The sequence below is a fragment of the Streptomyces katrae genome (genome assembly GCF_000717655.1).
In the GTDB taxonomy this organism is placed as follows: Bacteria; Actinomycetota; Actinomycetes; order Streptomycetales; family Streptomycetaceae; genus Streptomyces; species Streptomyces katrae_B.
The window spans coordinates 37,762-64,483 of sequence record NZ_JNZY01000008.1 but is presented as its reverse complement, the minus strand read 5'-3'; the positions used below and the strand labels follow the sequence as shown (position 1 = coordinate 64,483).

Sequence of the window (26,722 nt, the reverse complement as noted above, 5' to 3'; positions counted from 1 at the left end):
GAGCGTACAGGGTGGAACCAGCGGCTGTCCGTCGCCGCTGACGGGAAGGGGCAGATCCGGCACGCCGGAGCGGTGCTGCTCGGTGCGCCGACGTGCCGCGGTGACACCCGTGTGGTACCAGCCTCCTGATGACGCCAGCACCATCTGCGCGCGCTGGGTCAGGCCGTCAGTGGTCCAAGGAAGACTTCGGCGGTCGGCAACCTTTGGCGGAGCTGTGGCGACTGACGGGCGACCCGAAGACGATCACACCCACGGATCGTCCGACCACGGCGCCGTATGCCGCTGCGCACCGCTGACCTGAGCGGGTGGGCGCGGCAGGCCCGGAGCAAGGAGCAACCCCCCATGAACGAGACGGATCCCACCGCCCACGGTCGCGATCGGCGCACGCACGCGGCCGGTGGCGAGCGACGTACGCGTGGACGCCACCGCCGGCGCTGGGCGACGATGGGTCTGGCGCTGGGTGTGCCCGGTGTGCTCGGCCCCTACCTGCTGTTCGTGCAGGCCGCCTCGGAGGCCGCGACGTTGGATTCCGACGGCTACTACGAAGTGGTGTCCGTGCGCAGCGACAAGGTGCTGGACGTGCCCGGCGCGGACACCTCGGACGGCGCCTGGACACGGCAGCAGAGCCGCGTGGCCGGTGCCGCGAGTCAGCAATGGCGGCTGAGGCCGACGCGGGACGGCTACTACGAGCTGGAGAACCGCAGCAGCAAGAAGGTCCTCGGTGTCCGGGGTGCCTCCAGAGAGTCGGCGGCAGCCGTCGAGCAGCAGTCCGACCACGGTGCCGCCGCGCAGCAGTGGAAGATCGAGGACGTCGGCGGTGGGGCGGTGAAAATCGTCTCCCGGAGCAGCGGCATGGTGCTGGACGTATGGGGTGGTTCCCGCGGTGACGGCGTGCCGCTCATCCAGTACGCGGATCAGGGCAGCAGCAATCAGCGGTGGAAGCTGGTGAGGGTGGGCGGCCCGGCCGGGTACACCTGGCACAACGCGCAGATCGTCGGTGGCGGGTTCGTCACCGGGCTGGTCTTCAACCCCGCCCGCAAGGACCTGCTGTACGCGCGGACCGACATCGGCGGCGCCTACCGCTGGGACGCGACCGCCGCACGCTGGACCCCCTTGACCGACTGGATCGGCGGAGCCGACTGGAACCTGCTGGGGATCGAGAGCCTGGCGACCGACCCGGTCGACCCGAACCGCCTGTACCTCGCGAGCGGCACCTACACCAACGACTGGGCCGGCAACGGCGCGATCCTGCGCTCCTCCGACCAGGGCAGGACCTTCCAGCGCACCGACCTGCCGTTCAAACTGGGCGGCAACGAGGACGGCCGGTCCATGGGCGAGCGGCTGGTGGTGGACCCGTCCGACCACCGCACGCTCTACCTGGGTACCCGCAAGAACGGGCTCTGGCGCAGCACCGATTACGGCGTGACGTGGAGCCAGGTCGCCGGCTTCCCCGTGAAGGACGGTGCGAGCAGCGGAGTCGGTCTCTCCTTCGTGACCTTCGGCCCGTCCGGCAGCCGGACGATCTACGTCGGGGTGGCCGACAAGTCCACCTCGCTGTACCGCTCCACCGACGGCGGCGGCACCTGGCAGGCCGTGCCCGGCCAGCCGAAGGGGCAGCTGCCGCAGCACGGAGTGCTGTCCGGTGACGGCTCGCTGTACCTGACCTACACCAACGCGCCGGGCCCGAACGGCGTGACGGCTGGTTCGGTATGGAAGTACACGCCGTCCACCGGGGGCTGGCAGAACATCTCGCCGTCCAGCGGCGGTTACGGCTTCGCGGGCCTGGCGGTCGATCCGCAGCACCCGTCCACGGTCATGGTCACCACGCTGGACCGCTGGTGGCCCTCGGACGAGATATACCGGTCGGTCGACGGCGGCGCCTCCTGGAAGGCGCTCGGCGCGACCTCGGTGCGGGACAACTCCGCAGCGCCCTACGTGGGCACCGGCATCGGTCACTGGATGGGCGCCCTGGCCATCGACCCCTTCGATTCCGGGCACGTGCTGTACGGCACGGGATCGGGGATGTGGGGCAGCCGCGACGTGACCGCGGCGGACAGCGGGCGGGCGACGCACTGGACGATTCCGGCCAAGGGCCTGGAGGAGACCGCGACGCTCGGACTGATCAAGCCCCCCGGTCTTCCCCTGATCAGTGCGCTCGGCGATGTCAGCGGTTTCCGGCACGAGGACCTGACCAAGGTCCCCTCCAAGGCGCTCTCCGGACCGTTGTTCACCAACACCACCGGTATCGACTTCGCCCAGTCGAAGCCGCAGTTCATGGTGCGGGTCGGTCTCGGCGGCGAGCAGCACGGCGCCTATTCGACCAACGGCGGAGCCGACTGGGCACCGTTCCCCGCGGCGCCGGTGCGCGACGCGGGCGGCGGTTCCGCGGCCGTCTCGGCGGACGGCGCCACCGTGGTGTGGACCCCCGCGGGCCAGGTTCCGTTCTACTCGGCCAACCGTGGCTCGACCTGGGCGGCGGCCTCCGGTCTGCCCAAGGACGCGGCCGTGGTGGCCGACCGTTCGGCGGCGAACACCTTCTACGCCCTCAGTGGCGGCACCTTGTACGTCTCCACCGACGGCGGGAAGCACTTCACCGCCCGGGCCACCGGCCTGGGCGCCGGGGAGCTCAAGGCGGTTCCCGGCATCGCCGGTGACCTGTGGATCGCCGGCGCGGGCAACGGACTGCTGCACTCCACCGACGGAGGAAAGAGCTTCGGCAAGCTGGGTGGCGTGGAGCAGGCGACCGCCGTCGGCTTCGGCAGGCCGGCCCCGGGCGCCGGGTACCAGGCGCTCTATCTCAGTGGGAAGGTGAAGGGCGTCGCAGGGCTGTTCCGTTCCACCGACGGCGGCTCGGCCTGGGTCCGGATCAACGACGACCAGCACCAGTTCGGCGGCAGCGCCATCAGCGTCATCAGCGGTGACCCCGACGTGTACGGCCGGGTCTACCTGGGCGGCTACGGCCGTGGCGTGGTCTACGGCGACCAGTCCTGAACGCCTTGGCCCGTGGGTGGGCGGCGGATGGGAGCCGCCCCCCACGGGCCACCGGCGGTACGTCCGCACATCGCCGGGGCCGCGCCCGCTCAGCCCGAGGCTGCGGGCACGGCCTCATCGTGCCGGGGAGAAGCCGCCCCAGACCGAGAGGGCGCCGCGGGGACCGTTTGCGTCGACGCGGTAACCGTCGAGCCCGGCCTCGCGCTCACCAGCGGCGTGGTTGTACTGGCCGGCGAAGACGTGCTGCCCGGCCGGGACCGTACGGCCCGGCTTGAGGATCCAGCGGTAGACCACGGCTGCACCCTCGTCCCGGACGGTGACGGTGAAGTCGTCCGCGGGCAGCGTCCGCCAGCCGCCGGTGCTCTGCACTCCGCCGGTCTGCGTGATGCGCAGCTCCACGGTGAGCGCGGTGAGCGGCTCGGTGGTCTTGAGGGTGAGGTCGCTCTGTGCCCAGTAGGGGTTGCTGTTCGCGGCCAAGGAACCGGCCGACCGCAACGGCCCGTCCTGGACGCGCGCGCCGCCGGGCCCGGCCGAGCCGCCGCCGCCCGACGCCGCGGGGCCGGGGCTCGTCGGGGACGAGTGGCCCGGCGCGGTCGAGCCGCCGGTGGTGGGCGCCAACGGGGTCGAGCGGGGGGTCCCGGACGCGGACGGCGCGGAGGGCGCCGGGGACGCGGGCGGCGCGGCGGGGGTGGCCGAGACGGACGGCCGGGCCGGCGGTGACTGGACGATGGCGGCGACCGCGAAGCCACCGACCGCCAGGACGCCGGCCGTGGCGAGGGAGGCGAGGGCGACCCCGCGCCAGGGCCGCGCGCCCGGCGATTGGCGCAGGCGGGCGGGGGCGCCGGCCATGCCGCGTTCCACACGGGCCAGGATCCGGGCACGGTCGGGCTGATGGGCCTCGGCGGCCGTGCGCAGCTGCCGGGCGAGTTCCTCGTTCAACGGCTGCTCCTCCCCGTCAAAAGTTCCCCGGACGCTCCTGTGCTGCCCAGCATCCGTTCCAGTTCGGCCATCCCCTTCGAGGTCTGGCTCTTCACCGTACCGACGGATATGCCGAGCGCCAGCGCGGTGTCCTTCTCCGACAGGTCGAAGGCGTGCCGCAGGACCACACATGCCCGCTTCCGGAACGGCAACCGGGCGAGAGCGGTACGGACGTCCACCACGGAGGCCACGTCCGGACCGTCCGACGGCTCCACGCCGCGGGACCAGAACAGAGCGATCCGGCGACGCTCGCGCACCGCGCTGCGGATCCGTGACCGGGCCAGGTTGGCGACGACGCCACGGGCGTAGGCGAGCGGGTACTCGGCCTGGCGCAGCCGGTCCCAGCGCTGCCACAGGGCGATCAGGGCGTCCGCGGCCAGATCGTCGCCGCCGTCCGACTCGCCCGTCAGGAGATGGGCGAACCGGGCGAGTCCGGCGTAGTGGCGTTCGAAGAAGTCGTGGAACTCCGCGGACGCGTCATCGGGGACCATGTCCGTCGGTCGCCCCCTCCGAAAATGTGTGCGTTAACATTCGGGCGGCAGCGTACCAGGGCCCGGTCGGCCCGGTCGATCAAGGGCCACTCCCGTGCGCCACCGTGGATCCGCCGTCCGCGGCGGCGCGGTTTCAGTGCGGGGCGAACTGGACCCGGGTCGGTTGTGCGACGTTCGGCAGCAGCGCGGTCCCCTCGACCGTCAGCTGCTCTCCGTAGATGTCGGTGATCCTCATCGCGCCGCCGCACCCGCTGCCGTCGGCGGAGAGGAAGTAGTTGTAGTCGGTACGAGGAAGTCTCCGCCAGCCCTTGGTGGTGCGCACTTCCAGCCGTACGACCGGATTCCGGTGGCCGATCACCTGGATGCCGCACCAGTAGGGGCTGGACCCCGTCTTGTACCGGATGGACATCGTGCCGGGGGCCGAGGGGCTCAGCAGGCTCCAGGTGATCGGGATGCGGCCGAGTTTGGGATCGGCCAGTTTCGCGAAGGCCTGTTCGCTGAGGTCCAGTTGTCCGGGTGCGCAGGGCAGCGGGCATTCGTTGGTGATCCGGACCGTGATCGAGGCGCCGCTCGCCGTGCGGACGCGCACGTAAGCGCCGCACGCCCTCGACGACTCGTAGTCGGTGGTGTTCATGGCCGCGATCATGAGGTCGTCGCTCGGGCCGAACAGGCAGGCGCCGTTGCCGTCGGCGGCGGCGTAGGCGGTGGCGACGCCGCTGTAGGTGGTACCCGGCTGGATGCGTCCTGCCGACGGCGTCGTGGTCGACGCCGACTCCGGGGGCGCTTCCGCCGAAGGCGGTGGCGCCGCGGCGGTCGTCCCCGTGGCCGCGGTCGGGGTGGGGGCCGCTTGCGAGCTGTCCGTCGAGGGCGCTGGGCTCGTCGGGGCCTGGGGCGTGGCTCCCGCCCCGGTGGCGGCGGTGGCCGCCACGTCGGCCCTGACCTCGGCCGCGGCCTCGGCCTTGGGGCCGGGGCGCATGGTCGTCACCAGGCAGACGAGGACCCCCGCGACGGTCAGCAGCACCGTCGCGCCCCTCATCAGTCTCTGTCTCTGCCTGCGCTGCCGCGCGGTCTGCCGTGCAGTCTGCATGTCCGTCCGTTCGAAGATCCGAGTCGAGGTGCGCTGCTGGGTTGCCGCAGGATGCGGAAAGGTTGCCGCCGGGGAGGAAGCGGGGGCGGCGGGTCCTGCGGGGCGGGCCGGCAGCCGCGTCCCGTGCCGGTCGGGTCACGGGTCACGGGGCGGGGGAGCGCGGGGAACCGGACTGGGCGGCGCGGATGCCGCCCCGCGCCTCGATCAGGGCCACGGAGGCCGTGACCGCCGGATGAGCGGCCTGTGTGTTCCGCTCCCTCGAGGGTGCGAGCTGGGTGACCCGCCACAGGGCGGCCCACACCTCGGCCGTGGCCCGTTCCGGGGTGTTCGGCCAGGCGGCCAGTGCCTGCCGCAACTGGACGGCCAACCGGCGAGTTCGGGGCCGACCTGCTGGATTACCGGGATGCAGTGGGGAGTTCCACCTGCACCCAGGCGGAAGTGGACGTAGAGGTGTGGGGACCGGCCCCGGTAGCGATGGCGGACCTCGGCGCCGGGCGGTACCAGGCTGACCTGGCCGGCGCGGATCGCGTACTCCGTGCTGTCCACCGTCAAGCCGGCCTCGTAATCGTACAGATGGACCTGCCGGAGATCCGGCAGGCCAAACACGTCCACGTGGCCGGCCGGGCCGTGTACGCCGATGGCGTGTCGAGCGGATGGTCGACGCGCGGGCGGAGCCGCAGGAGCTGGGATCACCGTAGGGCCCCTTCCCGCGGGCGGACGGTGTCACCGACCCGGAGAGGGGAGAGGTCAGGCTCCCGCCTTGCGCTTGTTGTAGACGTCGAAGCCGACGGCCGCCAGCAGCACCAGGCCCTTGATGACCTGCTGGTAGTCGGTCCCCACGCCGACCAGCGACATGCCGTTGTTCAGCACGCCCAGCACCAGACCGCCGGTGAGCGCGCCGAGGACGGTGCCCACACCGCCGCTCGCGGAGGCGCCGCCGATGAAGGCTGCGGCGATCGCCTCCAACTCGAAGTTGATGCCAGCTTGCGGTGTACCGGCATTGAGCCGCGCAGCGAAGACCATCCCGGCCAGGGCCGCGAGGACGCCCATGTTCACGAAGGCGAGGAAGACGACCCGCTTGCTCTTCACCCCGGACAGCCTCGCCGCGGCCTCGTTGCCGCCGATGGCGTAGGTGTGCCGGCCGAGGATCGAGTTGCGCATCACGTAGCCGAAGCCGACCAGCAGGACGCCGAGGATCAGCAGGACGATCGGCACCCCGTGGTAGCTGGCCAGGAGCAGCGTGAAGGCCACCACGGCCGCGGTGATCGCGCCGAGCTTCACCAGGAACAGCCCTACCGGGAGGGGTTCCAGCCCGTACGAGGCGGCCCGCCGCCGTCCGCGCACCTCCTGCAGGATCGCGACGGCCAAGACCACGAGGCCCAGCAGCAGGGTGAGGTTGTGGTAGTTGGTGTGGGGGCCGACGGCGGGGAGGAAGCCGCTGCTGATGTTCTGGAAGCCCTTGGGGAACGGCGCCACCGACTGGCCCTGCAGGAGGATCTGGGTCCCACCGCGGAACAGCAGCATGCCGGCCAGCGTGACGATGAACGAGGGGATCCCGAGGTAGGCGATCCAGAACCCCTGCCAGGCTCCGGCGAGAGCCCCGATCAGCAGCGCGGCCACCAGCGCCACGGGCCACGCCATCTTGTGCTCGACCATCATCACCGCCGCGGCCGCCCCGACGAAGGCGGCGAGCGACCCGACCGACAGGTCGATGTGCCCGGCGATGATGACGATCATCATGCCGATGGCCAGGATGAGGATGTAGCCGTTCTGCTGGATCAGATTGGTGATGTTGAGCGGCTGGAGCAGGATGCCGTCCGTCCAGAACTGGAACAGCAGCACGATCAGCGCCAGTGCGAGCAGCATCCCGTACTGGCGCAGGTTGCCGCGCAACGCTCGGACCAGTACGGCACCGGCCGACGGTCGTTGGCCGGTCTGCGGGGTGCTGGGCGTGGTGTCCGGGGTGGTCTTGATCTGGGCCATGCCTCACACCTGCTTGTCGGGGGATGCTGCACTCATGGTCATGAGCCGCATGAGGGATTCCTGGGTGGCGTCCGCACGGCTCACTTCACCGGTGATCCGGCCTTCGGCCATCGTGTAGATCCGGTCGCACAGGCCCAGGAGTTCGGGGAGTTCGGAGGAGATGACGAGTACCGTCTTGCCCTGGGCGGCGAGTTCGGCGATGACGGTGTAGATCTCCGCCTTGGCACCGATGTCGATGCCCCGGGTGGGCTCGTCGAGGATCAGCACCTCCGGCTCGGCGAAGATCCACTTGCTGAGGACGACCTTCTGCTGGTTGCCGCCGCTGAGCTTGCCGGTCTCCGCGAACACCGAGGGGGCCTTGATGTTCATGGTCCGCCGGAACGATTCGGCGATCCGCGCCTCCTCGTGCCGGTCGACCCAGCCCCGCCGGGCGACCTTGCCGAGGGCGCTCAGCGAGATGTTCCGACTGATGTCGTCGTTGAGGTTGAGGCCGAGCTGCTTGCGGTCCTCGGTCACGTACGCGATACCGTGCCCGATCGCCTCCGGCACCGTCCGGGTACGGACCTCCCGGCCGTGCAGCCGCACCCGGCCGCCGGTCCACCGTCCGTACGAGCGGCCGAAGACGCTCATGGCCAGTTCGGTGCGGCCGGCGCCCATGAGGCCGGCGATGCCGGCGATCTCCCCCCGACGGACGTGGAGCGAGACGCCGTCGACCACCTTGCGCCGGTGGTCGATGGGGTGTTGGACGCTCCAGTCCTCGATCTCGAAGGCGACCTCGCCGATCTCCGCCCCTGGTGCCGAGTAGGGCTGCCGCTCGGGGTAGCGGTGTTCCAGGTCGCGCCCGACCATGCCGCGGATGATCCGCTCCTCGGAGATGCCCCCTGGACCGATCGCTATGGTTTCGATGGTCCGCCCGTCGCGCAGGATGGTGACGGCGTCGGCGACCCGGGCGATCTCGTTCAGCTTGTGCGAGATGAGGATGCAGGAGATGCCCTGGGCCTTGAGTTCGAGGATCAGATCGAGCAGCTTGCGGCTGTCCTCGTCGTTCAGGGCGGCCGTCGGCTCGTCCAGGATGAGCAGCTTGACCTTCTTGGCGAGCGCCTTGGCGATCTCGACCAACTGCTGTTTGCCCACGCCGAGATCGGCGACCCTGGTGTGCGGGCTCTCCTCGAGTCCGACCTGCCGGATCAGTGCGGCGGCGTGGGTCAGCGTCCGGTGCCAGCTGATGACGCCCCGGGTGGCGTGCTCATTGCCGAGGAAGATGTTCTCGGCGATGGACAGGTAGGGCACCAGCGCGAGTTCCTGGTGGATGATGACGATGCCGCGCTGCTCGCTGGCCCGGATGTCCCGGAACCGGCAGGGCTCGCCCTCGAAGTAGATCTCGCCCTGGTAGCCGCCGTGGGGGTGGACCCCGCTGAGTACCTTCATCAGCGTGGACTTGCCGGCGCCGTTCTCACCGCAGACGGCGTGCACCTCACCGGCGCCGACGGTCAGGTTGACCTCGGAGAGGGCCTTGACACCGGGGAACGTCTTGCTGATCGACCGCATCTCGAGAACGGGTCGGGCCATGGTTGTGCATCCGTATCGTCGGGGCGGTGCGGTGCCCGGGCGGTCTCCCGGGCGTCGCACCGCCGTTTCGTCGCCGCCGGACCCGCCGGTCGGACTCCGTGGGCTACTTGAGCTGGTCCGCGGTGTACTGGCCGCTGTCCACCAGGACCTTCCGGTAGTTCTCCTTGTCGACGCTGACCGGCTGGAGCAGCTGCGCCGGTACGGTCTTGACGCCGTTGTCGTACTGGCTGGTGTCATTGACCTCGGGCTTGCCGCCGGTCAGCAGCGCGTCACCCATCTGGACGGCGGCCTTGGCCAGTTGGCGGGTGTCCTTGTAGACGGTCTGTGTCTGCTCGCCCGCGATGATCGACTTCACCGAGGCCAGCTCGCCGTCCTGGCCCGTGACGACGGGCAGCGGCTGGCCGGCGCCGTAGCCGACGCCCTTGAGTGAGGAGATGATGCCGATCGAGATGCCGTCGTACGGCGAGAGCACGGCGTCGACGCGGGCGGCGGTGTACGACTTGCTCAGCAGGTTGTCCATCCGGGACTGGGCGAGACCGCCGTCCCAGCGCAGGGTGGCGATCTGGTTGAGGGAGGTCTGACCGCTCTGTACGACCAGCTTCTTGTCGTCGATGTACGGCTTGAGGACGCTCATCGCGCCGTTGTAGAAGAACGCGGCGTTGTTGTCGTCCGGTGAGCCGGCGAACAGCTCGATGTTGAAGGGACCCTTGCCGTCCTTGAGGCCGAGCTTGTCGACGATGTAACTGCCCTGGAGGACGCCGACCTTGTAGTTGTCGAAGGTCGCGTAGTAGTCGACGTTCCCGGTGCCGCGGATCAACCGGTCGTAGGAGATGACCGGGACGTGGGCGTCGGCGGCCTTCTGCAGCACGTTGGTGAGCGAGGAACCGTCGATGGCGGCGATCACCAGCAGCTTGGCCCCCTTGGTGATCATGTTCTCCACCTGGGAGACCTGGTTCTCCACGACGTTGTCGCCGTACTGGAGGTCGGTCTTGTAACCCTTGGCCTGGAACTCGTGGACCATGTTGTTGCCGTCGTTGATCCAGCGTTCCGACGACTTGGTCGGCATCGCGATGCCGATGAGGCCGCCCTTGGCATCCCCGCCGCCCCCGGCCTCGCCTGCTCCGTTGGCGCTCTGGCCGCAGGCTGCCAGCGACAGCGTCAGGCCCAGGGTGACAAGGCTCGCTGAAAGCTTCCGCACACTTCCTCCAGTGATGTTCCGCGACCGGCACAGTGCGACCCGGCTGGGAGAACGGGAAGCGGTCGAGCCGGGCCGGCCGGGAGTCGTTTCCTCGCGCTGTGCGAGGTCCGGTTTTGCAGCGGCTCCGGCCTGGCGATACCTGAGTGTTAACGCTCACAAGTGGTCCGTCAAGGGTCTGTTCGGATCGCCGTCGGGGCAACGACGGCGTGGGGATCGCCGTTCTCCGCGATGCGGCTCCGCACCGAACACGTGCGGGGCGGGCCGACCGCAAGCGGCGGCTTCTGCGGCTGGGGTGAGGCATGTCCGCGAGTGGACCGGGTCTCGGTGCTGGCACCCGCCTGCCCCCCGCTCGCGGCCTCCTGCCTACCGCCTCCTGCCCACCGCCTCCTGCCTCTACCGCCGACCGCTCGTCTGCTCGAGGACGGGAGCATGGCGGGGTTTCGAGGGGCCCGCCCCGTATGCATGGTCCGGCGTGCGGGAGCGGATGCGCGCGGAAATTCCGGGAGCTGGACCACCGGCCCGACCCCGCTGCCCGGTGGCCCGGCGCGCCAGGTCCGTGCCGCGCGCCGCGGTCGGATTCAGTAGCTGGCCGAGGGTCCCATGGTGTCGCGACTCGGTCGCTTGTAAGACGACGTCGGCGAGGTCGGCTGCGGGAACAGTGTGACAACGAGCTGGCGAAGGGAATCGTGCCCGAGGTCTGGGCCGGCCTGGATATCGGCAAGAAGCATCACCACGCGGTGGTGATCGACGCGGACCGAAAGCGGCTGCTGTCCGGCCGCGTCATGAACGACGAGACAGAACTGACGATCGCCGCTTCCGCACCGGTCTGCGGATCTCGAAGCTCCCGCACCACAAAACACTGGGCGATTACGACTCTTCATTGCAGCCCGAGGTCGACCTGCGCAAGATCAAGGACTTCGCCACCCTCTCCTTCGTCGAGGCCAAGGCCAACGCCGCCCTGCTCGGGCCACCGGGCCTATCGCCGTCGCTCTCGCGGCTGCGGCCTGGGCTGAGGCCACCTGGTCTTCCAGGTGATCTCAAAGCGCTAAGAACAGGGCTCGATCATCCTGACCTCGAAGACCTTCAGTGAATGAGGACAGAGAACCGACGTTACGGGACTGAAGCGGCCACCAAACGGGAGAGCTGGGCACCCGAGCTCGTCGCCCGCTCGGTAGCCGCCCACAGCGACGAAGTGGCCGAACTCGACGGCCGAATCGAAACCCGGTTCCGCCGGCACCAGGACGCCGAGGCCTCACGATGCCCGGCATGGGGGCGCTCTCTTGGTGCGGAGTTCGTCGCCGCGACCGGCGGTGAGCTGTCGCCTTCGCCGGCCCCGACCGCCTGACCGCGTTTGCCGGCCGGACACGACTTCAGGTGGGCAGTGCGGTCCTGCTACGGGGCGAGGTCGACTTGCTGGGCCTCGACTTCATCAACTCTCCTTGCAGTCGACCGTCCTGATGTTGCTTCAGTGACCCGACGGAATCTTGCAGAAGATCTTGACAGTCGCTCAGGCCCCTGGTCTCCTGCCTCCAACGCCGATGTGCGAGCTGCAAATTGTTAGCGCTAACAATGCTCCGGCGTCCCCCACCACCCTCAGGGGCCACCCCTTGTCGCCGCTCCGTCGTTCCGCCGCTGCGACACGCCGTGCGGCCGGATCCGTAGGTGCCGAGGGCAGGTCGCCCCTGCCTCAACCGTCTGACAGCTCATCCGGTCACAAAGGAGATCTCAATGCGCAGACGAAGTTCCAGCCGCAGCCGCCTGTCCGCGGTGCTCGCCGCCGCGGCCCTGGCCCTGACCGCGTTGGCGGCGCTGCTCGTCGCCGGCCCGGCTCAGGCGGCCACCACCAGCGACTTGCGCGGTGTTGCCTCCGGCCGCTGTCTCGATGTGGCGGGCTTCAGCCAGTCGGACGGTGCAAACGTGCACATCTGGGACTGTCACGGTGGAGTCAATCAGCAGTGGACGTTGACGGACAACAGCCAGCTGACCGTGTACGGCAACAAGTGTCTGGATGTCCGGGGCGGTGCCACCACGTCCGGGACCCCGGTGCAGATCTGGACGTGCAACGGCAGTGAGAACCAGCAGTGGCGGGTGAACCCCGACGGCACGATCGTCGGCGTGCGGTCCGGGCTGTGCCTGGAGGTCTCGGGCTGGGGTACGGCCAACGGCACGGGGGTGCAGATCTGGTCGTGCCACGGTGGCAGCAACCAGAAGTGGACCGGCCTGTCCGGGGTGAGCAACGCGTGTGCTCTTCCGTCGGCCTACCGGTGGACCTCGACGGCTCCGCTGGCGCAGCCGGCCAACGGGCAGCTGGCGCTGAAGGACTTCTCCACCACCACGTACAACGGCAAGCACCTGGTCTACGCGACCACCTCCAACGGAACGGCATGGGGCTCGACGGCGTTCAGCCCCTTTACGAACTGGTCGGACATGGGGGCGGCCACGCAGACCAGGATGAACGAACCTGCGGTGGCGCCCGAACTGTTCTACTTCGCGCCCAAGGACGTCTGGGTGATGGTGTCCCAGTGGAGTCAGTGGCCGCTCTACTACCGCACCTCGAGCGACCCCACCAACCCCAACGGCTGGTCCGCCGCGCAGCCGCTGTTCACCGGCAGCCTGCCCGTGGGACCCGGGGACCGGAGGGACGCCCCGATCGACCCGACCATGATCGCCGACGACCAGAACATGTACCTGTTCTTCGCCGCCGACAACGGCAAGATCTACCGGGCGAGCATGCCGATCGGGAACTTCCCGGGCAACTTCGGTTCCTCGTACACGACGGTCATGAGCGACGCGACGGACCTTCTGTTCGAGGCGCCGGAGGTCTACAAGGTCCAGGGCCGGAACCAGTACCTCATGATCGTCGAGGCGCAGGGTTCGAACCGCTACTTCCGCTCGTTCACCGCCTCCAGCCTGAACGGTCCGTGGACCGTCCAGGCCGGCAGCGAGAGCAGCCCCTTCGCGGGTCAGGCCAACAGCGGTTCCACCTGGGCCAAGGGCGTCAGCCACGGTGACCTGGTCCGCAACAACCCCGACCAGACCATGACCATCGATCCCTGCAACCTGCAGTTCCTCTACCAGGGCCTCCCCACCACCACACCGGAGAACACCGACTACCTGAAGCTGCCGTACCGGCCGGGTCTGCTCACCCTGCAGCGCTGACCCGCCCGATCCACGGTGGTCGCGATGTGGTGCGGTCCGCCGAATGCGACCCGCGCGCTGCCATCGCGTGCGGGTCGCTCCGGCGCAGGGCACCTGTCTCCGGCGTCGATCTCGTGCGCGTCATCGGCATCGCCCCCGACCGCACCGCCGAAGGCGTAGCGGAGCCGGCCCGTGGAACGCCACGGCCCGGCTTGCGCGCACATCGGCTCAGCGGGCTCCGAGGAGGTGTTCGAGGGCGAGCTGGTCCAGCTGTTCGAAGGCCATGCCGCGGCGGGCGGCGGCATCGGCGTCGAATTCCTCGAAGGCGGACGGGTCGGCCAGTAGCCCGGCCAGGCCGTCCCCGGCGGTGGGAAGGGCGAGTTCGGGCAGCCGGGAGGCGGCGAGCGCGGCCAGGACCTCCGGATCGGACCGGAAGGCGCGGGAACGCTCCGCCAGGAGCAGGTAGTTGCGCATGCAGCCGGCCGCCGAGGCCCAGACGCCGGCGGAGTCCTCGGTGCGCGGCGGTTTGAAGTCGAAGTGACGGGGGCCGTCGTAGCCGGCCGACTCCAGCAGGTCGACCAGCCAGAAGGCCTGGCGCAGGTCGCCCGCACCGAAGCGCAGGTCCTGGTCGTACTTGATGCCGGTCTGGCCGTTGAGGTCGATGTGGAACAGCTTGCCGTGCCAAAGGGCCTGGGCGATGCCGTGCGGGAAGTTCAGCCCGGCCATCTGCTCGTGGCCGACCTCCGGGTTGAGGCCCACCCGCTCGGGCCGGTCCAACTCGTTGATGAACGCCAGGGCGTGGCCGATGGTGGGCAGCAGGATGTCGCCGCGCGGCTCGTTGGGCTTGGGCTCGATCGCGAAGCGCAGATCGTAACCCTGGCTCTCGACGTACTCGCCCAGCAGGTCGAAGGCCTCCTTCAGCCGGTCGAGAGCGGTGCGCACGTCCTTGGCCGCGCCCGACTCCGCGCCCTCGCGGCCGCCCCAGGCGACGTAGACCGAGGCGCCGAGTTCCACGGCCAGGTCGATGTTGCGGATCGTCTTGCGCAGTGCGTACCGGCGCACGTCCCGGTCGTTGGCGGTGAAGGCGCCGTCCTTGAACACCGGGTGGGTGAAGAGGTTGGTGGTGGCCATCGGCACCTTCAGCCCGGCCGTGTCGAGTGCGGTGCGGAAGCGCTTGACCGCCTGCTCGCGGGCGGCGTCGCCGACGGCGAAGGGGATCAGGTCGTCGTCGTGGAACGTGACGCCGTAGGCGCCGAGCTCGGCCAGCCGCTCCACGGTCTCGACCGGGTCGAGGGCGGGCCGGGTGGCGTCGCCGAAGGGGTCCCGCCCCTGCCAGCCCACGGTCCACAGGCCGAAGGTGAACCTGTGCGCGGGGGTGGGGACGAGCGGGTCGCTGGTCATGAGGCGCTCCGGATCAGGCCGAGGACTATTTGTAATGACGAAAAACAAATTAGTATGCCGAGACGCAAGAGGGAACCCCGCCGGAGGAAACGCATGTCTGCTCAGCGTGTCGTGATCGGTGTCGACAGCTCGACCCAGTCCACCAAGGCCCTCGCCGTCGACGTGGAAACCGGCGCCGTCCTGGGCGACGGCCGCGCCCCGCACGCCGTCAGCGCGGGCGCCGGACGCGAGAGCGACCCCGAACAGTGGTGGCGGGCGCTCGGCGAGGCCATGGCGGACACCGGCTGGGCGGATCGCGCCGCCGCCTGCTCGATCGCCGGCCAGCAGCACGGCCTGGTCACCCTCGACCCGGCCGGCCGGCCGGTGCGCCCGGCGCTGCTGTGGAACGACGTCCGCTCCGCCCCACAGGCCGCCGAACTCGCAGCCGCTCTCGGCCCGGCAGAGCTCGCCCGCCGCACCGGCAGCGTCCCGACGGCCGCCTTCACGTCCGCCAAATGGGCCTGGCTCCACGCGAACGAGCGCGCCGCCGCCGACCGCGTCGCGGCCGTCCGCCTTCCCCACGACTTCCTGACGGAGCGGCTGACCGGCGAGGCGGTGACAGACCGCGGCGACGCGTCGGGAACCGGCTGGTGGGGCCCGGACGGCTACGACCAGGACGTCCTCGGCCGGATCGGCCTCGACCCCGGGCTGCTGCCACAGGTCCTCCCGCCGGGCGCCCTGGCGGGCGCCGTCCGGGCCGGGATGCCACTGCGCGAGGGCGCGCTGGTCGCCACCGGGACCGGTGACAACATGGCCGCCGCCCTCGGGCTGGGCCTGACCCCCGGACGGCCGGTGCTGAGCCTCGGTACCTCCGGCACCGTCTACGCCGTCGGCCGGACCCGGCCCGCCGACCCGAGCGGAACCGTCGCCGGCTTCGCCGACGCCCTCGGCGGCTGGCTGCCGCTCGCCTGCACGCTCAACTGCACCCTCGCCGTCGACCGCTTCGCCGCCCTCGTCGGCCGCGACCGCGAGGACGTCGAGGCGGGCGGCACGGTGGTGGTCCTTCCCTACCTGGACGGCGAGCGCACTCCGGACCTCCCGGGCGCTTCCGGCCTGGTCCACGGCCTGTGCCACGACACCACACCCGGGCAGCTGCTCCAGGCCGCGTACGACGGCGCCGCCCACGCCCTGCTCACGGCCCTGGGCGACGTACTGCGTGCCGGAGGCGAGAACCCCGCCCCCGAGGAACCACTGCTGCTGATCGGCGGCGGAGCCCGCGGCAGGGCTTGGCAGCAGACCGTCCTGCGGCTGTCCGGCCGAGCGGTCCAGGTGCCCGAGATGCGGGAACCGGTCGCGCTCGGGGCCGCCGCCCAGGCCGCTGCACTGCTCACGGGTGAGCCCGCCGACGCCGTCGCCCGGCGTTGGGGGACCGCCGCGGGCCGGGTGCTGGAACCCGTGACCCGTGACGACGACACGCTCGAACGGATCACCAGTACGCTGCGGCGGGCGCGGGCGTTGCAGGAGGTCCCGCCGGGAGAGCGATAGGAGGGCCGGCTCCATGACCGGGATAGGCAGGGCGAGCGGGGGCGGGGAGGCCGCGCCCGCCTCGCAGCAGGGGATGCGCCGGCAGAACCTCGCGGTGGTGATCGGCGCCGTCGCCGCGCACGGCCCGCTCTCCCGGGCGGACGTCGCCGGGCACACGGGCCTGACGAGGCCGGCCGTCTCCTCCCTGGTCGACGAGCTCATCGGTCGCGGAGCGCTGACCGAGACGGAGACCGCGCCCAGCGGACGGGTCGGCCGCCCCGGACGGGCACTGGAGCTGAGCGACCGTGGTCCCGCGGGCCTCGGCCTGGAGATCGGCGTCACCCATCTCGCCGCGTGCGTGGTGGACCTGCGCGGTGAATCCCGGGTCTGGCGTCGGGTGGAGCGGGCCAACGCGGGCCGGCCGGCCGGGCAGGTGCTGGCGGAGGCCGCCGCGCTGGGCGCCGAGGCGGAGGCGGAGGCCGCCGCTCTCGGCCTGCACGTCGCGGGCCGGGTCCTGGCCGTGCCGGGGGTGGTGCCGAACGAGCCGAGCGGGCTGGTCGGACACGCCCCCAACCTCGGCTGGCAAGCCGTCCGCCCCGCCGACCACTGGCCCGACCCCGACACCGTGCCCGAGCCGGAGAACGAGGCCAACCTCGGGGCGCTGGCCGAGCAATGGCACCAGGGACACCCCGCCGAGACCTTCGTACACGTCTCCGCCGAAGCCGGAATCGGCGCCGCACTGGTCGTCGGCGGGCAGCTGTTCCGGGGCGCCCGCGGCTTCGCCGGCGAACTCGGCCACTTGCCCGTCCACCCGGAGGGCGCCCGCTGCGCCTGCGGGGCCCGCGGCTGCCTGGAGCAGTACGCGGGCGAAGCGGCCGTCCTGCGCGAGGCCGGGCTCGCGCCCGTCGGCGACCCGGTGGCGCTGCTGGCCGAGCGGGCGGGCGCCGGGGACGCGGCGACCCTGCGCGCCCTGGACCGCGCAGGACGGGCCCTGGGCCTCGCCCTCACCTCGGCGGTGAACCTGATCGACCCGGACGGCCTCGTTCTGGGCGGCGCCTACGCCGAACTCGCCGAATGGCTCCTCCCGTCCATCCGCGCCGAACTCGCCGCCCGGATCACCGTCCGGCCCTGGACCCCGGAGGCGGTACGCTCCTCCGCCCTGGGCCGGCGCGGACCGGTGCTGGGCGCGGCATGGTCGACCGTCCGGCAGATCATCGCCGATCCCACCCGCCTGCCCGCCCGCTGAGCGGCCTCGGGGAAGTGGGGTGCGTTTCCGCGTCGTCCGGTGCGGTGCATCGCGAGGCGGAGCAGTGCCCTGGTACTGGACGTACTCGGCTACTGCCACCACGCGACGAGGTGCCGTGCCGGGCGGCGCTTCGAGCGGTCCACAGCGCCCCGACCGAAGGTGATGGTGGCTCACTCTTGCCGTTCCAAGCCGCCGATGACGGCAGCGCGGCGGCTCCCCCCGGCCCAGGGGGTGAGGATCCACCGCGTTCATCCTCCTGACGTACCTCGTCCACCGCGGATCGGTGAGGCTTGCGTGGGCCACACGCCACCGGGAGCGTGCAGCTCTCCCGTACGGGCCACCCGGGCGTACCAGTGCGCGCTCGACTTGGGCGTGCGCTGCAGAGTGTCGTAGTCGACGTGGATGGCGCCGAACCGTTTGGCGTAGCCGTAGGACCACTCGAAGTTGTCGAGCAATGACCAGAGGAAGTAGCCGCGTACGTCCACCCCGTCCGTGATCGCCCGGTGTACGGCCTCGAGGTGGGCGTGGATGTAGGCGGCGCGTTGCGGGTCGTGGACCGTGCCGTCGGGGCCGATCTCGTCCTCGTACGCGGCGCCGTTCTCGCTGATGACGAGCGGCAGGCGGGGATAGCGGGCGGCGGTGCGGGTGAGCAGGTCGTAGAGCGCCCCGGCATCGACCGGCCAGCCCATCGCGGTGCGTTCGCCCGGTGCCTGGTGGAAGGCGACGTCGTCCGCGCCGGGCCAGGGAGAGTGCTCGCTGTTGCCGTGGCCGTCGTCCTGCGGCTTCTGGTCGCCCGGTGCCACATGCGAGACGACCGTCGGGGTGTAGTAGTTGACGGCGAGGAGGTCCAGGGGCTGGTGGATCGTCGCGGTGTCGCCGTCCTGGACGAAGGACCAGTCGGTCAGGTGCGAAGTGTCCGCGAACAGGTCCTGGGGATAGGCGCCCTCCAGCATCGGGCCGAGCCAGATCCGGTTGCCGACGGCATCGATGCGGCGGGCCGCTTCCCCGTCCTCGGGCGAGGAGGTCAGGGGGCGGACCGCGTGGAGGTTGAGGGAGACCGCGAGCTGAGCGTCCCCGGGCAGTGCGGCCCGGAGGGCCTGGGCGGCGAGGCCGTGACCGAGGTTGAGGTGGTGGGCCGCGCGCAGGGCGGCGACCGGGTTCGTGCGGCCCGGAGCGTGGACGCCGGAGGCGTAGCCGAGGAAGGCGCTGCACCAGGGCTCGTTGAGCGTGGTCCATCGCTTCACCCGGTCTCCGAGGGCATCGGCTACGAGGCCCGCGTACTCGGCGAACCGTTCGGCGGTCGCGCGCTCGGGCCAGCCGCCCGCGTCCTCCAGGTGCTGGGGCAGGTCCCAGTGGTAGAGGGTGAGGGCGGGTGTGATGCCGACCGCGAGCAGTTCGTCGACGAGCCGGCGGTAGAAGTCGAGGCCCTTCTGGACGGCGGGGCCCCGGCCGGTCGGCTGGACGCGTGACCAGGATACGGAGAACCGGTAGGCACCCAGGCCCAGTTCGGACATGAGGCGGACGTCTTCTCGGAACCGGTGGTAGTGGTCGACGGCCACGTCGCCGGTGTGTCCCTCGAAGACCTTGCCGGGGGTGTGGGAGAAGGTGTCCCAGACGGATGGCGTCCGGCCGTCCTTTCGGGCGGCGCCTTCGATCTGGTAGGCGGCGGTGGCCGTGCCCCACAGGAAATCGGACGGGAAGGTGCGGGCGGCGGTGAGTGGCCGGGTCTCGGACGCGGTCATAGGAGAGCGCTCCCAACGCAGGTGTGGATGAAGTCGTGCCGGATGAAGCGGTGCCGGAAGACGGGGCGAACTCATCGACGGGCCGCCCGTCCTCGACGGACGCCGTCAGTTCTTGACGGCGCCGGCGGTGATGCCGCCCACGATGTGCTTGCCGAGGACGGCGAAGACCAGGAGCAGCGGCAGGGTGGAGATGAGCGCGCCGGTCAGCACGACGGCCTGGTCCACCGTGTGGTTGCCCGCGCCGAGGCCGGCCAGGGCGACCTGCAGGGTGGGGTTCCCGTCGGGGGTCAGGGCGATGAAGGGCCAGAAGAAGTCGTTCCAGGCCTGGACGAAGACGAGCATCCCGAGGACAGCCATCGCGGGCCGGGCCACCGGGAACACCACGTGCCAGATGATGCGCAGGCTGTGTGCGCCGTCCATCCGGGCCGCCTCCACCAGCTCCACGGGCAGCGCCTCGAGGAGGTACTGGCGCATGAAGAACACGCCGAAGGCGGCGACCAGCGACGGCAGCACGACCGACTGGAGCTGGTCGACCCAGCCGAGATCGGTGATGACCTGGTAGAGCGGGATCACGCTGAGCTGCGGCGGGATCGTCATGGTCGCCACCACGAGCGTCAGCATGGCGCCCCGGCCCTTGAACGGCAGCTTGGCGAAGGCGAAGCCGGCCAGGGTGGAGAACAGGACGGTGGACAGGGCCACGAGCCCGGCCACGATCGTGGTGTTGACCAGTGCCTCGCCCATGTCGACCTGGTTCCAGGCGAAGGAGAGGTTGTCGAAGAGCCGGGGACCGGGCAGGAGCGGGGCCGGGGCCTCGACGACGCGCTCGCCCGAATGGGAGGCGGCGACGAGGTTCCAGTACAGCGGGAAGAGGGAGACGAGGGCTGCCAGGCCCAGCAGGACGTAGGTCAGTGGTCCCGCGTGGTGCTGGCGGCCCGCCGACTGGCGGAAACGGCCGGCGCGCGGCGCCCTGGCGGTGGTCGTCGTGTCGAGTGCGTGGGCCATGGGGTCAGCTCCCCGCCTTCTTGCGCAGGTGGCCGGCGCGGCTGCCGCGGCTGCGCCTACGGTCGCGGTCGTGGTTCGAGCGGGTGATCAGGGCCTGGATGCCACCGATGAGCAGCAGGAGGAGCAGCATGACCCAGGCGATGGCGGAGGCTTGGCCCAGTGCGCCGGTCACCCACCCCTTCTCGTACATGAGCAGGCTCAGGGTCTGGAACTGGTTTCCGCTGCCGCCGCTGATGCCGACGCTGCCACCGAAGAGCATCGGCTCGCCGAAGAGCTGGGTGGCACCGATGGTGGAGACGATGACGGTGAACAGGATCGTCGGCCGGATCGAGGGGATGGTCACGCTGAGGAACTGGCGCCAGCGCGATGCCCCGTCCAACGCCGCGGCCTCGTAGAGGTCCTGCGGCACGGCCTGCATCGCCGCCAGGTAGATGAGCGCGTTGTAGCCCGTCCAGCGCCAGGTCACGATCACCGAAATCGCTATCTGAGAGGGCCACTTGGAGGACTCCCAGGCGACCGGGTCGAAGCCGAGCCAGCCGAGGACCGTGTTGATCAGGCCGTAGTCGGTGTTGAAGAGCTGGGCGAAGACGAGCGTCGCCGCCGCGATCGAGGTGGCGTACGGGGCGAGGACCGCGACACGGAAGAAGCTGCGGCCGCGCAGCCGGTAGTTGAGCAGATGGGCCAGGCCGAGGGCCATCAGCAGCTGCGGAACGGTCGAGAGCACGCCGATGGTGAAGGTGTTGGCGAGCGCGTTCCAGAAGAACTCGCTCGTCGCCAGGGCGCTGTAGTTCTCCATTCCCTTCCACTGGGCGGTGCCGCCCAGTTCGACCCGGTGGAGCGAGAGCCAGCCCGTGTAGATCAGAGGGAAGAGCCCGAAGGCGGCGAAGGTGAGGAAGAAGGGGGCGATGAAGACGTACGGGATCGCCTTCAGATCGAGGCGGTAGAGCGTGCTGCGCCAACCGCTCCGGCCGGACGGCCGCTGCCTGTGGGAGCCGGGGCCGGCGCTGGAGCCCGCGGCTTGTGCGGCGGGCGGCGCGGAGCCGCCACCCGTCGCCCGTACGGAGGTGGCCACGGGGGTTTCCTTCCAGGTCGATGCGTGCAGTGATGCGGTGGTGCGGACGGTCGACGGCCCGCCACCACACGCGGGGAGGCAGCGGGTGGCGGCGGACCCTCGCACTGCCCCGTTATTGGTCGATCTTGTCGGCGACCAGCTTCTTGACGTTCTCCCAGGCCTTGGCCGGGTCGGTGCCGCGCTGCTCGATGTCGAGGATGCCGTTGTCGGTGAGGAAGGTCTTCACCTGGCCGTCCCAGCGGCTGATCGGAGCGGGCGTGATGTCGGCCGCGGCCTGCGAGTAGATCTTGCCGACCGGGGTGTCGCCGAAGTACGGCAGCTTGGCGTCCTGAACGACGGGGGAGGCCAACGTGTCCTTGGAGGAGGGGATGTTGCCGTTCACGCCGAAGACCTTGGTGTGCTGGGCCGGAGCGGTGAGCCAGGCGGCGAGCTCGGCCGCCTCCTTGGCGTGCTTGCCCGACTTCGGGACGGCGAGGAAGGAGCCGCCCCAGTTCCCGGTCACGGGGGGTGCGGCGATGTCCCACTTCCCCTGGTTCTCCGGGCCCGCCTGGTCCTTGATGATGCCCGTCATCCAGCTCGGGCAGGCCACGGTGGCGAACCTCGAGTTCTTGAACGCCGCGTTCCACGTGCCCTTCTCATCGAACTGGCGGAGCTTCGCCGTCAGTTCACCCTTCGCCGCCGCCACGGCGGTGTCCCACGCCTTCTTCACGCCCGGGCTGTTCGCGTAGTCCAGCTCGCCCTTGGCGTTGGCGTACTGCACCGGCTCGCTGGAGATCACGGCGTTGAACAGACCGCTCGCGGAGTCGTGGAAGGCGGTGCCTTCCGGGGCGTTGGTCTTGTACCTCTCGCCGGTGGCGATGAACTTCGCCCAGTCGCCGGCCCACAGCTTCGCGACCTCGGCTCGGTCGGTCGGCAGCTTGGCCGCGGCGAACAGGTCCTTGTTGTAGCAGATGGCCATCGGACCGATGTCCGTACCGAGGCCGATGACCTTGCCGTCGCCCGTGGTGGCCTGCTTGACCTTCCAGTCGAGGAACCCGCTGAGGTCCGCGCCGCCGGTCTTGCCGAGGTCGGCCCACTTGTCGGCCATGGCGGGCCCGGTCGCCTCCGCGATGTATCCGACCTCCAGGGCCTGGATGTCCGCGAGACCGCTGTCGCGGGAGAGGCGCAGCTTGAGCGTGTCCCAGTACTTCTGGCCGTCCGCGACGTTCGACTCTTCGATCTTGATGTTCGGGTGCGCCTTCGTGTACTCGGCGTAGAGCTTGGCCCCGGTCGCATCGTCGTAGCCGAAGGAGCCGAAGGTACCGATCCGCAGCGTGATCTGCTCGCCGTCGGCTGCGCCGTCGCCCTTGCCCGTGGCGCTGTCACCGCCGCAGCCGGTGAGCAGGGCCGTACCGGTCGCCACGACGGCGACCGCGGCGATCGCGTTGATCGCGGTGCGGCGTCCGCGTCCGTGTCTGCTGCTGGGAGTACGCATTCCACTCTCCTCGTCCAAGGTGCTGCTCGGTGTGCGCCATGGGCCCGGCGGGCTGTCGCGGCTCGGCCAGGGGCGCCCGCACCTGATGTGCAGGGTCGTGGTCGCACCCCCGATGTGGGAGCGCTCCCACGTATTGCCGGAAGGTTGCTGCTTGGCGGGTGGCGGTGTCAAGAGATGAATGCGAATTTATTACGCGGAGGCCTCTGGGGCGTGCGGCCTCCTTCTGGAGTGCGGGCCGTGCTGGGGCGCTGCCCTTGGCCTGGTTGTGTACGTGACCATGGTGTCGGGAGGGGATTGAGAGTAGTGTGGGAGCGCTCCCATACGTGATCGGCGTAACGTGGTCCTCGGCTACGGGCGGGTGCACCGTCATACTTGATCAGCCGGCCGGGCTCGCGCCCGGCGCGGAGTGCGATGGCGCACGAGGGGAGTTCAAGAGCGTGAGCGGACGGCAGAGCGGCAGGCCCACTCTGGACGAGGTCGCGGCCCTGGCCGGTGTCGGCCGGGGCACGGTCTCCCGCGTCATCAACGGCTCGCCGCGGGTGAGCGAGCGGGCCAAGGATGCCGTAGCCCGCGCCGTCGCAGAGCTCGGGTACGTACCCAACCAGGCGGCCAGGGCGCTGGCCGGCAGCCGGACCGACGCGGTGGCCCTGGTCATTCCGGAGACGGAGGCCCGGCTGTTCTCGGAGCCGTACTTCCTCGACCTGATCCGCGGCGTGAGCGCCGAGCTGGCCGAGGCGGACAAGCAGTTGCTGCTCACGCTGGTCCGTACGGAAGCGGAGCGGCAGCGGTTCGAGCACTATCTGGCCGCGCAGCGGGTCGACGGTGTGCTGCTGGCATCGGTGCATGGTGATGACCCGCTGCCCGACCGGATCGCGAGGCTGGGGGTGCCGGTCGTCATGAACGGGCGGCGATCGGAGGCCGAGCCGGTGGCCTATGTGGACTCCGACAACATCGGTGCGGGCCGGGCGGCCGTCGCCCACCTGGTGGGGCAGGGCCGGAGCCGGATCGCGACGATCAGTGGGCCGTTGGACATGTACGTGGCCCGGGCGCGTCTGGGCGGCTACCGTGCGGGGCTCGCCGAGGCGGGGATCCTGCCCGACGAGTCGCTGGTTGCGGCCGGGGACTTCACCGAGGCGGGCGGACGGCTGGCGATGCGTGAGCTCCTGGCACGTGATCCCGGGCTGGATGCGGTCTTCGCCGCGTCGGATGTGATGGCGGCCGGTGCGCGTGGGGTGCTGCGTGAGGCGGGGCGGCGGGTCCCGGAGGACGTGGCGCTGGTCGGGGTGGACGATTCGACGGTGGCCCGGCTGATGGACCCGCCGCTGACGAGCGTGCGCCAGCCGATCGAGGAGATGGGCCGGACGATGACCCGGCTGTTGCTCCAGAAGCTCGCGGAGAGTCCCGAGGCCGGTCCCGTGGCGGGGGAGGAGCCACGTCGGGTCCTTCCGACGGAGCTGATCGTGCGGGATTCCTCCTGAGAGCCGAGAGCCGAGAGCCGAGAGCCGATTCTCAGTACCGCTGGGGCCTGAGGCTCGAGACCCTGAATGCGGTACGGCCCGGAGCCGTACGGAATCCAGACGGTTCCGTACGGCTCCGGGCCGTTCACCGGCGGCGTGTCACAGTGCCGGGTAGGCGTTCTTCATGAGCTCCTGGAACTGGGCGGAGAACCACTGTCCGGCCAGCGGTGCGTTCGGGAGGGCTCCCGACATGCTGTTGCCGTTGCGTACGTTGCCCGTGTAGGTGAGGTCGCACATCCGGTCGAATCCCTTGCCCTCGTCGTTCGGGATCTCCTTGCTGGCCCCGTCGGACTCGCCCGGGGGCTTGATCCACACGTAGGCGTCGATGCCGGCGGCCGGGGCCGCTTGCGGTCGTTCGCCGAGGCCGGCGCCGGACTGGTTGCACCAGTTGCCGAGGTGGATGCGCCGGTCGTAGCGGCCGCCGTTGACGTACGTGTCGACGCTCGTCAGCGCACCGGGTCCGGTGGGCCGGGCGGTGCCGCCCCAGCCGTTGCGGGAGGTGTCGATGAGCATGCCGATGCCGGCGTCGAAGCCCAGGGAGACCAGCTTGGTGCGCATGGCTTGGGCGTAGGACAGTTCGTCGGTGTAGCGGTTCCAGTCGACCCACTTCGACTGGCGCACGGAGGTGCCGTTGACGGAGTCGTCGATCTTGAAGTTGTCCTCCTTCAGCGCGCTGTAGTTGGCGGTGTTGACGATGAAGCCGTGCACGTGGGAGAGCGTGGAGCCCTCGGCGGTCGCGGCCTGCTTGAACATCTCGGCGGAGGCGCCGAAGTTGTCGTCCCAGCCGAGCCAGCCGTGGTGGCCGGCGTCCACGTAGTTGTAGACGTTGGCGATCGAGCCGAGCTTGTTCAGCGCGTAGCCGACGCCCTTGACGTAGTTGCCGTTGGTCTTCATCACGTCGCAGTTGGCGGTGGCGGTGGGCCGGCCGGAGACGTTGGTGACCAGGTTCGGCAGGGAGTCGATCTCGACGGTGGTGACGATCCGCAGCCCCGCGTACTTCGGGTCGGCGAGGATCGCGGCGATCGGGTCGATGTACTGCGTCTTGTACTTGTCGATCTCGGTCGGGCCCAGTTCGCCGTTGGAGGCGAGCGCGGAGCAGTCCCGTCCGGGCAGGTTGTAGATCACCAGCTGGACGACGAGTTCGCCGCTGCCCTTCTGTGTCAGGGCCGCGTTGAGGTGGTCGCGCAGACCCATCGTGCCGCTCGTGCCGGTGACGAGGGCGATGCGGTCCAGCCAGACGGCGGTGGGCTGGTTGGACACCCTGGTACCGCCCGGTTCGGCGGCGGCATGGGCGGACCACTCGGGGTTCACGTACACCTTGGCGCCGGCGTAGGGGTTGTCGGCCTTGCCGCCCGTGGGCGGAGGCGTGGTGGGCGGCGTCGTGGGCGGTGTCGTCGGGGGTGTGGTGGGGGGCTGGGTCGGGTCGGTGGCGCCGTTGCAGGTGACGCCGTTGAGCTTGAACGTCGTGGGCACGGCGTTCGTGCCGTTGTGCGAACCGTTGAACCCGAAGGACGTCGAACCGCCGGTGGCCAGCGACCCGTTGTAGGACACGCTCTTCGCGGTTACCGCGGCCCCGGACTGGGTGATGGTGGCGTTCCAGCCCTGGGTGACCTGCTGGCCGTTCGCGTAGGACCACTCCAGGGTCCAGGAGGCGACCGGGTCACCGGTGTTGGTCACGATCACGTTGGCCCCGAATCCAGTGTTCCACTGGTTCGAGATCTGGTACTCGACCTTGCAGCCGGCGGTGGCGGCGCCGGCCGCGGTACCGAAGGCGGTGGCGGTGGCGCCGGCGGCCGTGACGAGACTGAGGGCCGCCAAGAGGGCGGTGCGGGGAATGGTGCGGCTCATTTCGTGGGGTGCCTTTCCGTTCAGGGTGCGCAGGCGGTCGCGCAGCCCGGTGCCGAATGCGATGAATGTGCCGAATCTGGGTGTGTGGCGTTGTGCGGGGAGCGTGCCGTCGTACGGATGGCTGCGGTCGTCGGAACCGGGCCGTGGCGCGGTCGGTGAACGCGTGTCCGCAGGTGTGCTCGCCGATCTCGTCCGCGACCGGTGGACCCGGTCCGCGACCGAGGGGGGCAGGGGTGAGTCACTGGCTCGGGTCGTTGTGGGCGATCCCGGGAACCGGCAGGAAACTGCGGGCCCCGGTCGCATGCACGGCCACCACCAGGTCCTGCATGCCGGCGACCTCGTGGTGCGATGCCGGCAGGTACCGCCGTCGCGCAAGGTCCGCGCTGCTCCGCCGAACTGCGCCGAAAGACGCGGGGATGTCCATGAGCGAGTCCTTGCAGCAAGGTGCGCCCTGGCGCCGCGCCGACTAATGGAACCGCTCC

At 70.4% G+C, this 26,722-nt stretch carries 19 protein-coding genes and 2 pseudogenes; 7 read left to right on the top strand and 14 right to left on the bottom strand.

What is annotated here, in order from left to right; translation table 11 throughout:
* Nucleotides 1–444 precede the first annotated feature (444 nt).
* On the top strand, nt 445–2,991 hold the full coding sequence (locus IF09_RS0111835; RefSeq protein ID WP_030294705.1) for an RICIN domain-containing protein: 2,547 nt from the start codon (nt 445–447) through the stop codon (nt 2,989–2,991).
* Between the two features lie 114 nt (nt 2,992–3,105).
* Here IF09_RS0111835 and IF09_RS0111830 read toward each other — a convergent pair whose 3' ends face one another.
* The 7 genes from IF09_RS0111830 to chvE all read right to left on the bottom strand — a co-directional run bounded on the left by IF09_RS0111830 (nt 3,106) and on the right by chvE (nt 10,297).
* The gene (locus tag IF09_RS0111830; protein WP_030294704.1) at nt 3,106–3,930 is read right to left on the bottom strand and encodes a hypothetical protein; all 825 of its coding nucleotides are present in this window, start codon (nt 3,928–3,930) and stop codon (nt 3,106–3,108) included.
* Complete coding sequence (locus IF09_RS0111825) at nt 3,927–4,460, bottom strand: SigE family RNA polymerase sigma factor (protein WP_030294702.1); 534 nt, start codon at nt 4,458–4,460, stop codon at nt 3,927–3,929. The genes IF09_RS0111830 and IF09_RS0111825 overlap by 4 nt, the downstream gene beginning before the upstream one ends.
* Nucleotides 4,461–4,593: 133 nt before the next feature.
* Nucleotides 4,594–5,496 (bottom strand): expansin EXLX1 family cellulose-binding protein, encoded by a 903-nt coding sequence (locus IF09_RS0111820; protein WP_234320960.1) that lies wholly within the window; start codon nt 5,494–5,496, stop codon nt 4,594–4,596.
* A gap of 193 nt (nt 5,497–5,689) precedes the next feature.
* Nucleotides 5,690–5,914, bottom strand: coding sequence for a hypothetical protein (locus IF09_RS41675; RefSeq protein WP_051832349.1), 225 nt, complete (start codon nt 5,912–5,914; stop codon nt 5,690–5,692).
* A 380-nt stretch (nt 5,915–6,294) separates the two neighbouring features.
* Complete coding sequence (gene mmsB / locus IF09_RS0111810) at nt 6,295–7,530, bottom strand: multiple monosaccharide ABC transporter permease (protein WP_030294698.1); 1,236 nt, start codon at nt 7,528–7,530, stop codon at nt 6,295–6,297.
* A 3-nt stretch (nt 7,531–7,533) separates the two neighbouring features.
* The gene (mmsA, locus tag IF09_RS0111805; protein WP_030294696.1) at nt 7,534–9,099 is read right to left on the bottom strand and encodes a multiple monosaccharide ABC transporter ATP-binding protein; all 1,566 of its coding nucleotides are present in this window, start codon (nt 9,097–9,099) and stop codon (nt 7,534–7,536) included.
* A 103-nt stretch (nt 9,100–9,202) separates the two neighbouring features.
* On the bottom strand, nt 9,203–10,297 hold the full coding sequence (gene chvE, locus IF09_RS0111800; RefSeq protein WP_030294694.1) for a multiple monosaccharide ABC transporter substrate-binding protein: 1,095 nt from the start codon (nt 10,295–10,297) through the stop codon (nt 9,203–9,205).
* A gap of 299 nt (nt 10,298–10,596) precedes the next feature.
* On the opposite strand from chvE, the pseudogene IF09_RS48450 reads away from it, so the two are divergent.
* From IF09_RS48450 to IF09_RS0111795, 3 genes and pseudogenes are all read left to right on the top strand, one after another.
* Nucleotides 10,597–11,055 (top strand): annotated as a pseudogene (locus IF09_RS48450) (hypothetical protein); the annotation flags it as partial.
* Between the two features lie 44 nt (nt 11,056–11,099).
* Nucleotides 11,100–11,276 (top strand): annotated as a pseudogene (locus IF09_RS46910) (ATP-binding protein); the annotation flags it as partial.
* A gap of 749 nt (nt 11,277–12,025) precedes the next feature.
* Nucleotides 12,026–13,456, top strand: coding sequence for a non-reducing end alpha-L-arabinofuranosidase family hydrolase (locus IF09_RS0111795; RefSeq protein WP_030294693.1), 1,431 nt, complete (start codon nt 12,026–12,028; stop codon nt 13,454–13,456).
* A 207-nt stretch (nt 13,457–13,663) separates the two neighbouring features.
* On the opposite strand, the gene xylA is transcribed toward IF09_RS0111795, so the two are convergent.
* Entirely contained in the window at nt 13,664–14,836 is a 1,173-nt protein-coding gene (xylA, locus tag IF09_RS0111790) for a xylose isomerase (RefSeq protein ID WP_030294692.1), read from the bottom strand.
* A gap of 93 nt (nt 14,837–14,929) precedes the next feature.
* On the opposite strand from xylA, the gene xylB reads away from it, so the two are divergent.
* Together xylB and IF09_RS0111780 are read left to right on the top strand one after the other, a co-directional pair.
* Nucleotides 14,930–16,360 (top strand): xylulokinase, encoded by a 1,431-nt coding sequence (gene xylB / locus IF09_RS0111785; protein ID WP_030294687.1) that lies wholly within the window; start codon nt 14,930–14,932, stop codon nt 16,358–16,360.
* A gap of 13 nt (nt 16,361–16,373) precedes the next feature.
* Entirely contained in the window at nt 16,374–17,585 is a 1,212-nt protein-coding gene (locus IF09_RS0111780) for an ROK family protein (protein WP_030294685.1), read from the top strand.
* A 248-nt stretch (nt 17,586–17,833) separates the two neighbouring features.
* Here IF09_RS0111780 and IF09_RS0111775 read toward each other — a convergent pair whose 3' ends face one another.
* The 4 genes from IF09_RS0111775 to IF09_RS0111760 all read right to left on the bottom strand — a co-directional run bounded on the left by IF09_RS0111775 (nt 17,834) and on the right by IF09_RS0111760 (nt 22,875).
* A complete protein-coding gene (locus IF09_RS0111775) occupies nt 17,834–19,327 on the bottom strand; it encodes a GH1 family beta-glucosidase (RefSeq protein ID WP_051832347.1) in 1,494 nt (497 codons plus the stop codon).
* Between the two features lie 105 nt (nt 19,328–19,432).
* A complete protein-coding gene (locus tag IF09_RS0111770; protein WP_030294681.1) occupies nt 19,433–20,329 on the bottom strand; it encodes a carbohydrate ABC transporter permease in 897 nt (298 codons plus the stop codon).
* Between the two features lie 4 nt (nt 20,330–20,333).
* Complete coding sequence (locus tag IF09_RS0111765) at nt 20,334–21,401, bottom strand: carbohydrate ABC transporter permease (RefSeq protein ID WP_051832346.1); 1,068 nt, start codon at nt 21,399–21,401, stop codon at nt 20,334–20,336.
* Between the two features lie 112 nt (nt 21,402–21,513).
* Complete coding sequence (locus tag IF09_RS0111760; RefSeq protein ID WP_030294677.1) at nt 21,514–22,875, bottom strand: ABC transporter substrate-binding protein; 1,362 nt, start codon at nt 22,873–22,875, stop codon at nt 21,514–21,516.
* A gap of 437 nt (nt 22,876–23,312) precedes the next feature.
* Between IF09_RS0111760 and IF09_RS0111755 the strand changes: the two genes are divergently transcribed.
* Entirely contained in the window at nt 23,313–24,353 is a 1,041-nt protein-coding gene (locus tag IF09_RS0111755) for a LacI family DNA-binding transcriptional regulator (protein ID WP_030294676.1), read from the top strand.
* Nucleotides 24,354–24,491: 138 nt separating this feature from the next.
* Here the strand turns inward: IF09_RS0111755 and IF09_RS0111750 are convergent, their stop codons facing one another.
* Both IF09_RS0111750 and IF09_RS0111745 read right to left on the bottom strand, forming a co-directional pair.
* Complete coding sequence (locus IF09_RS0111750; RefSeq protein WP_030294674.1) at nt 24,492–26,240, bottom strand: glycoside hydrolase family 6 protein; 1,749 nt, start codon at nt 26,238–26,240, stop codon at nt 24,492–24,494.
* 238 nt (nt 26,241–26,478) lie between these two features.
* A complete protein-coding gene (locus tag IF09_RS0111745; RefSeq protein WP_030294671.1) occupies nt 26,479–26,664 on the bottom strand; it encodes a hypothetical protein in 186 nt (61 codons plus the stop codon).
* Nucleotides 26,665–26,722 lie beyond the last annotated feature (58 nt).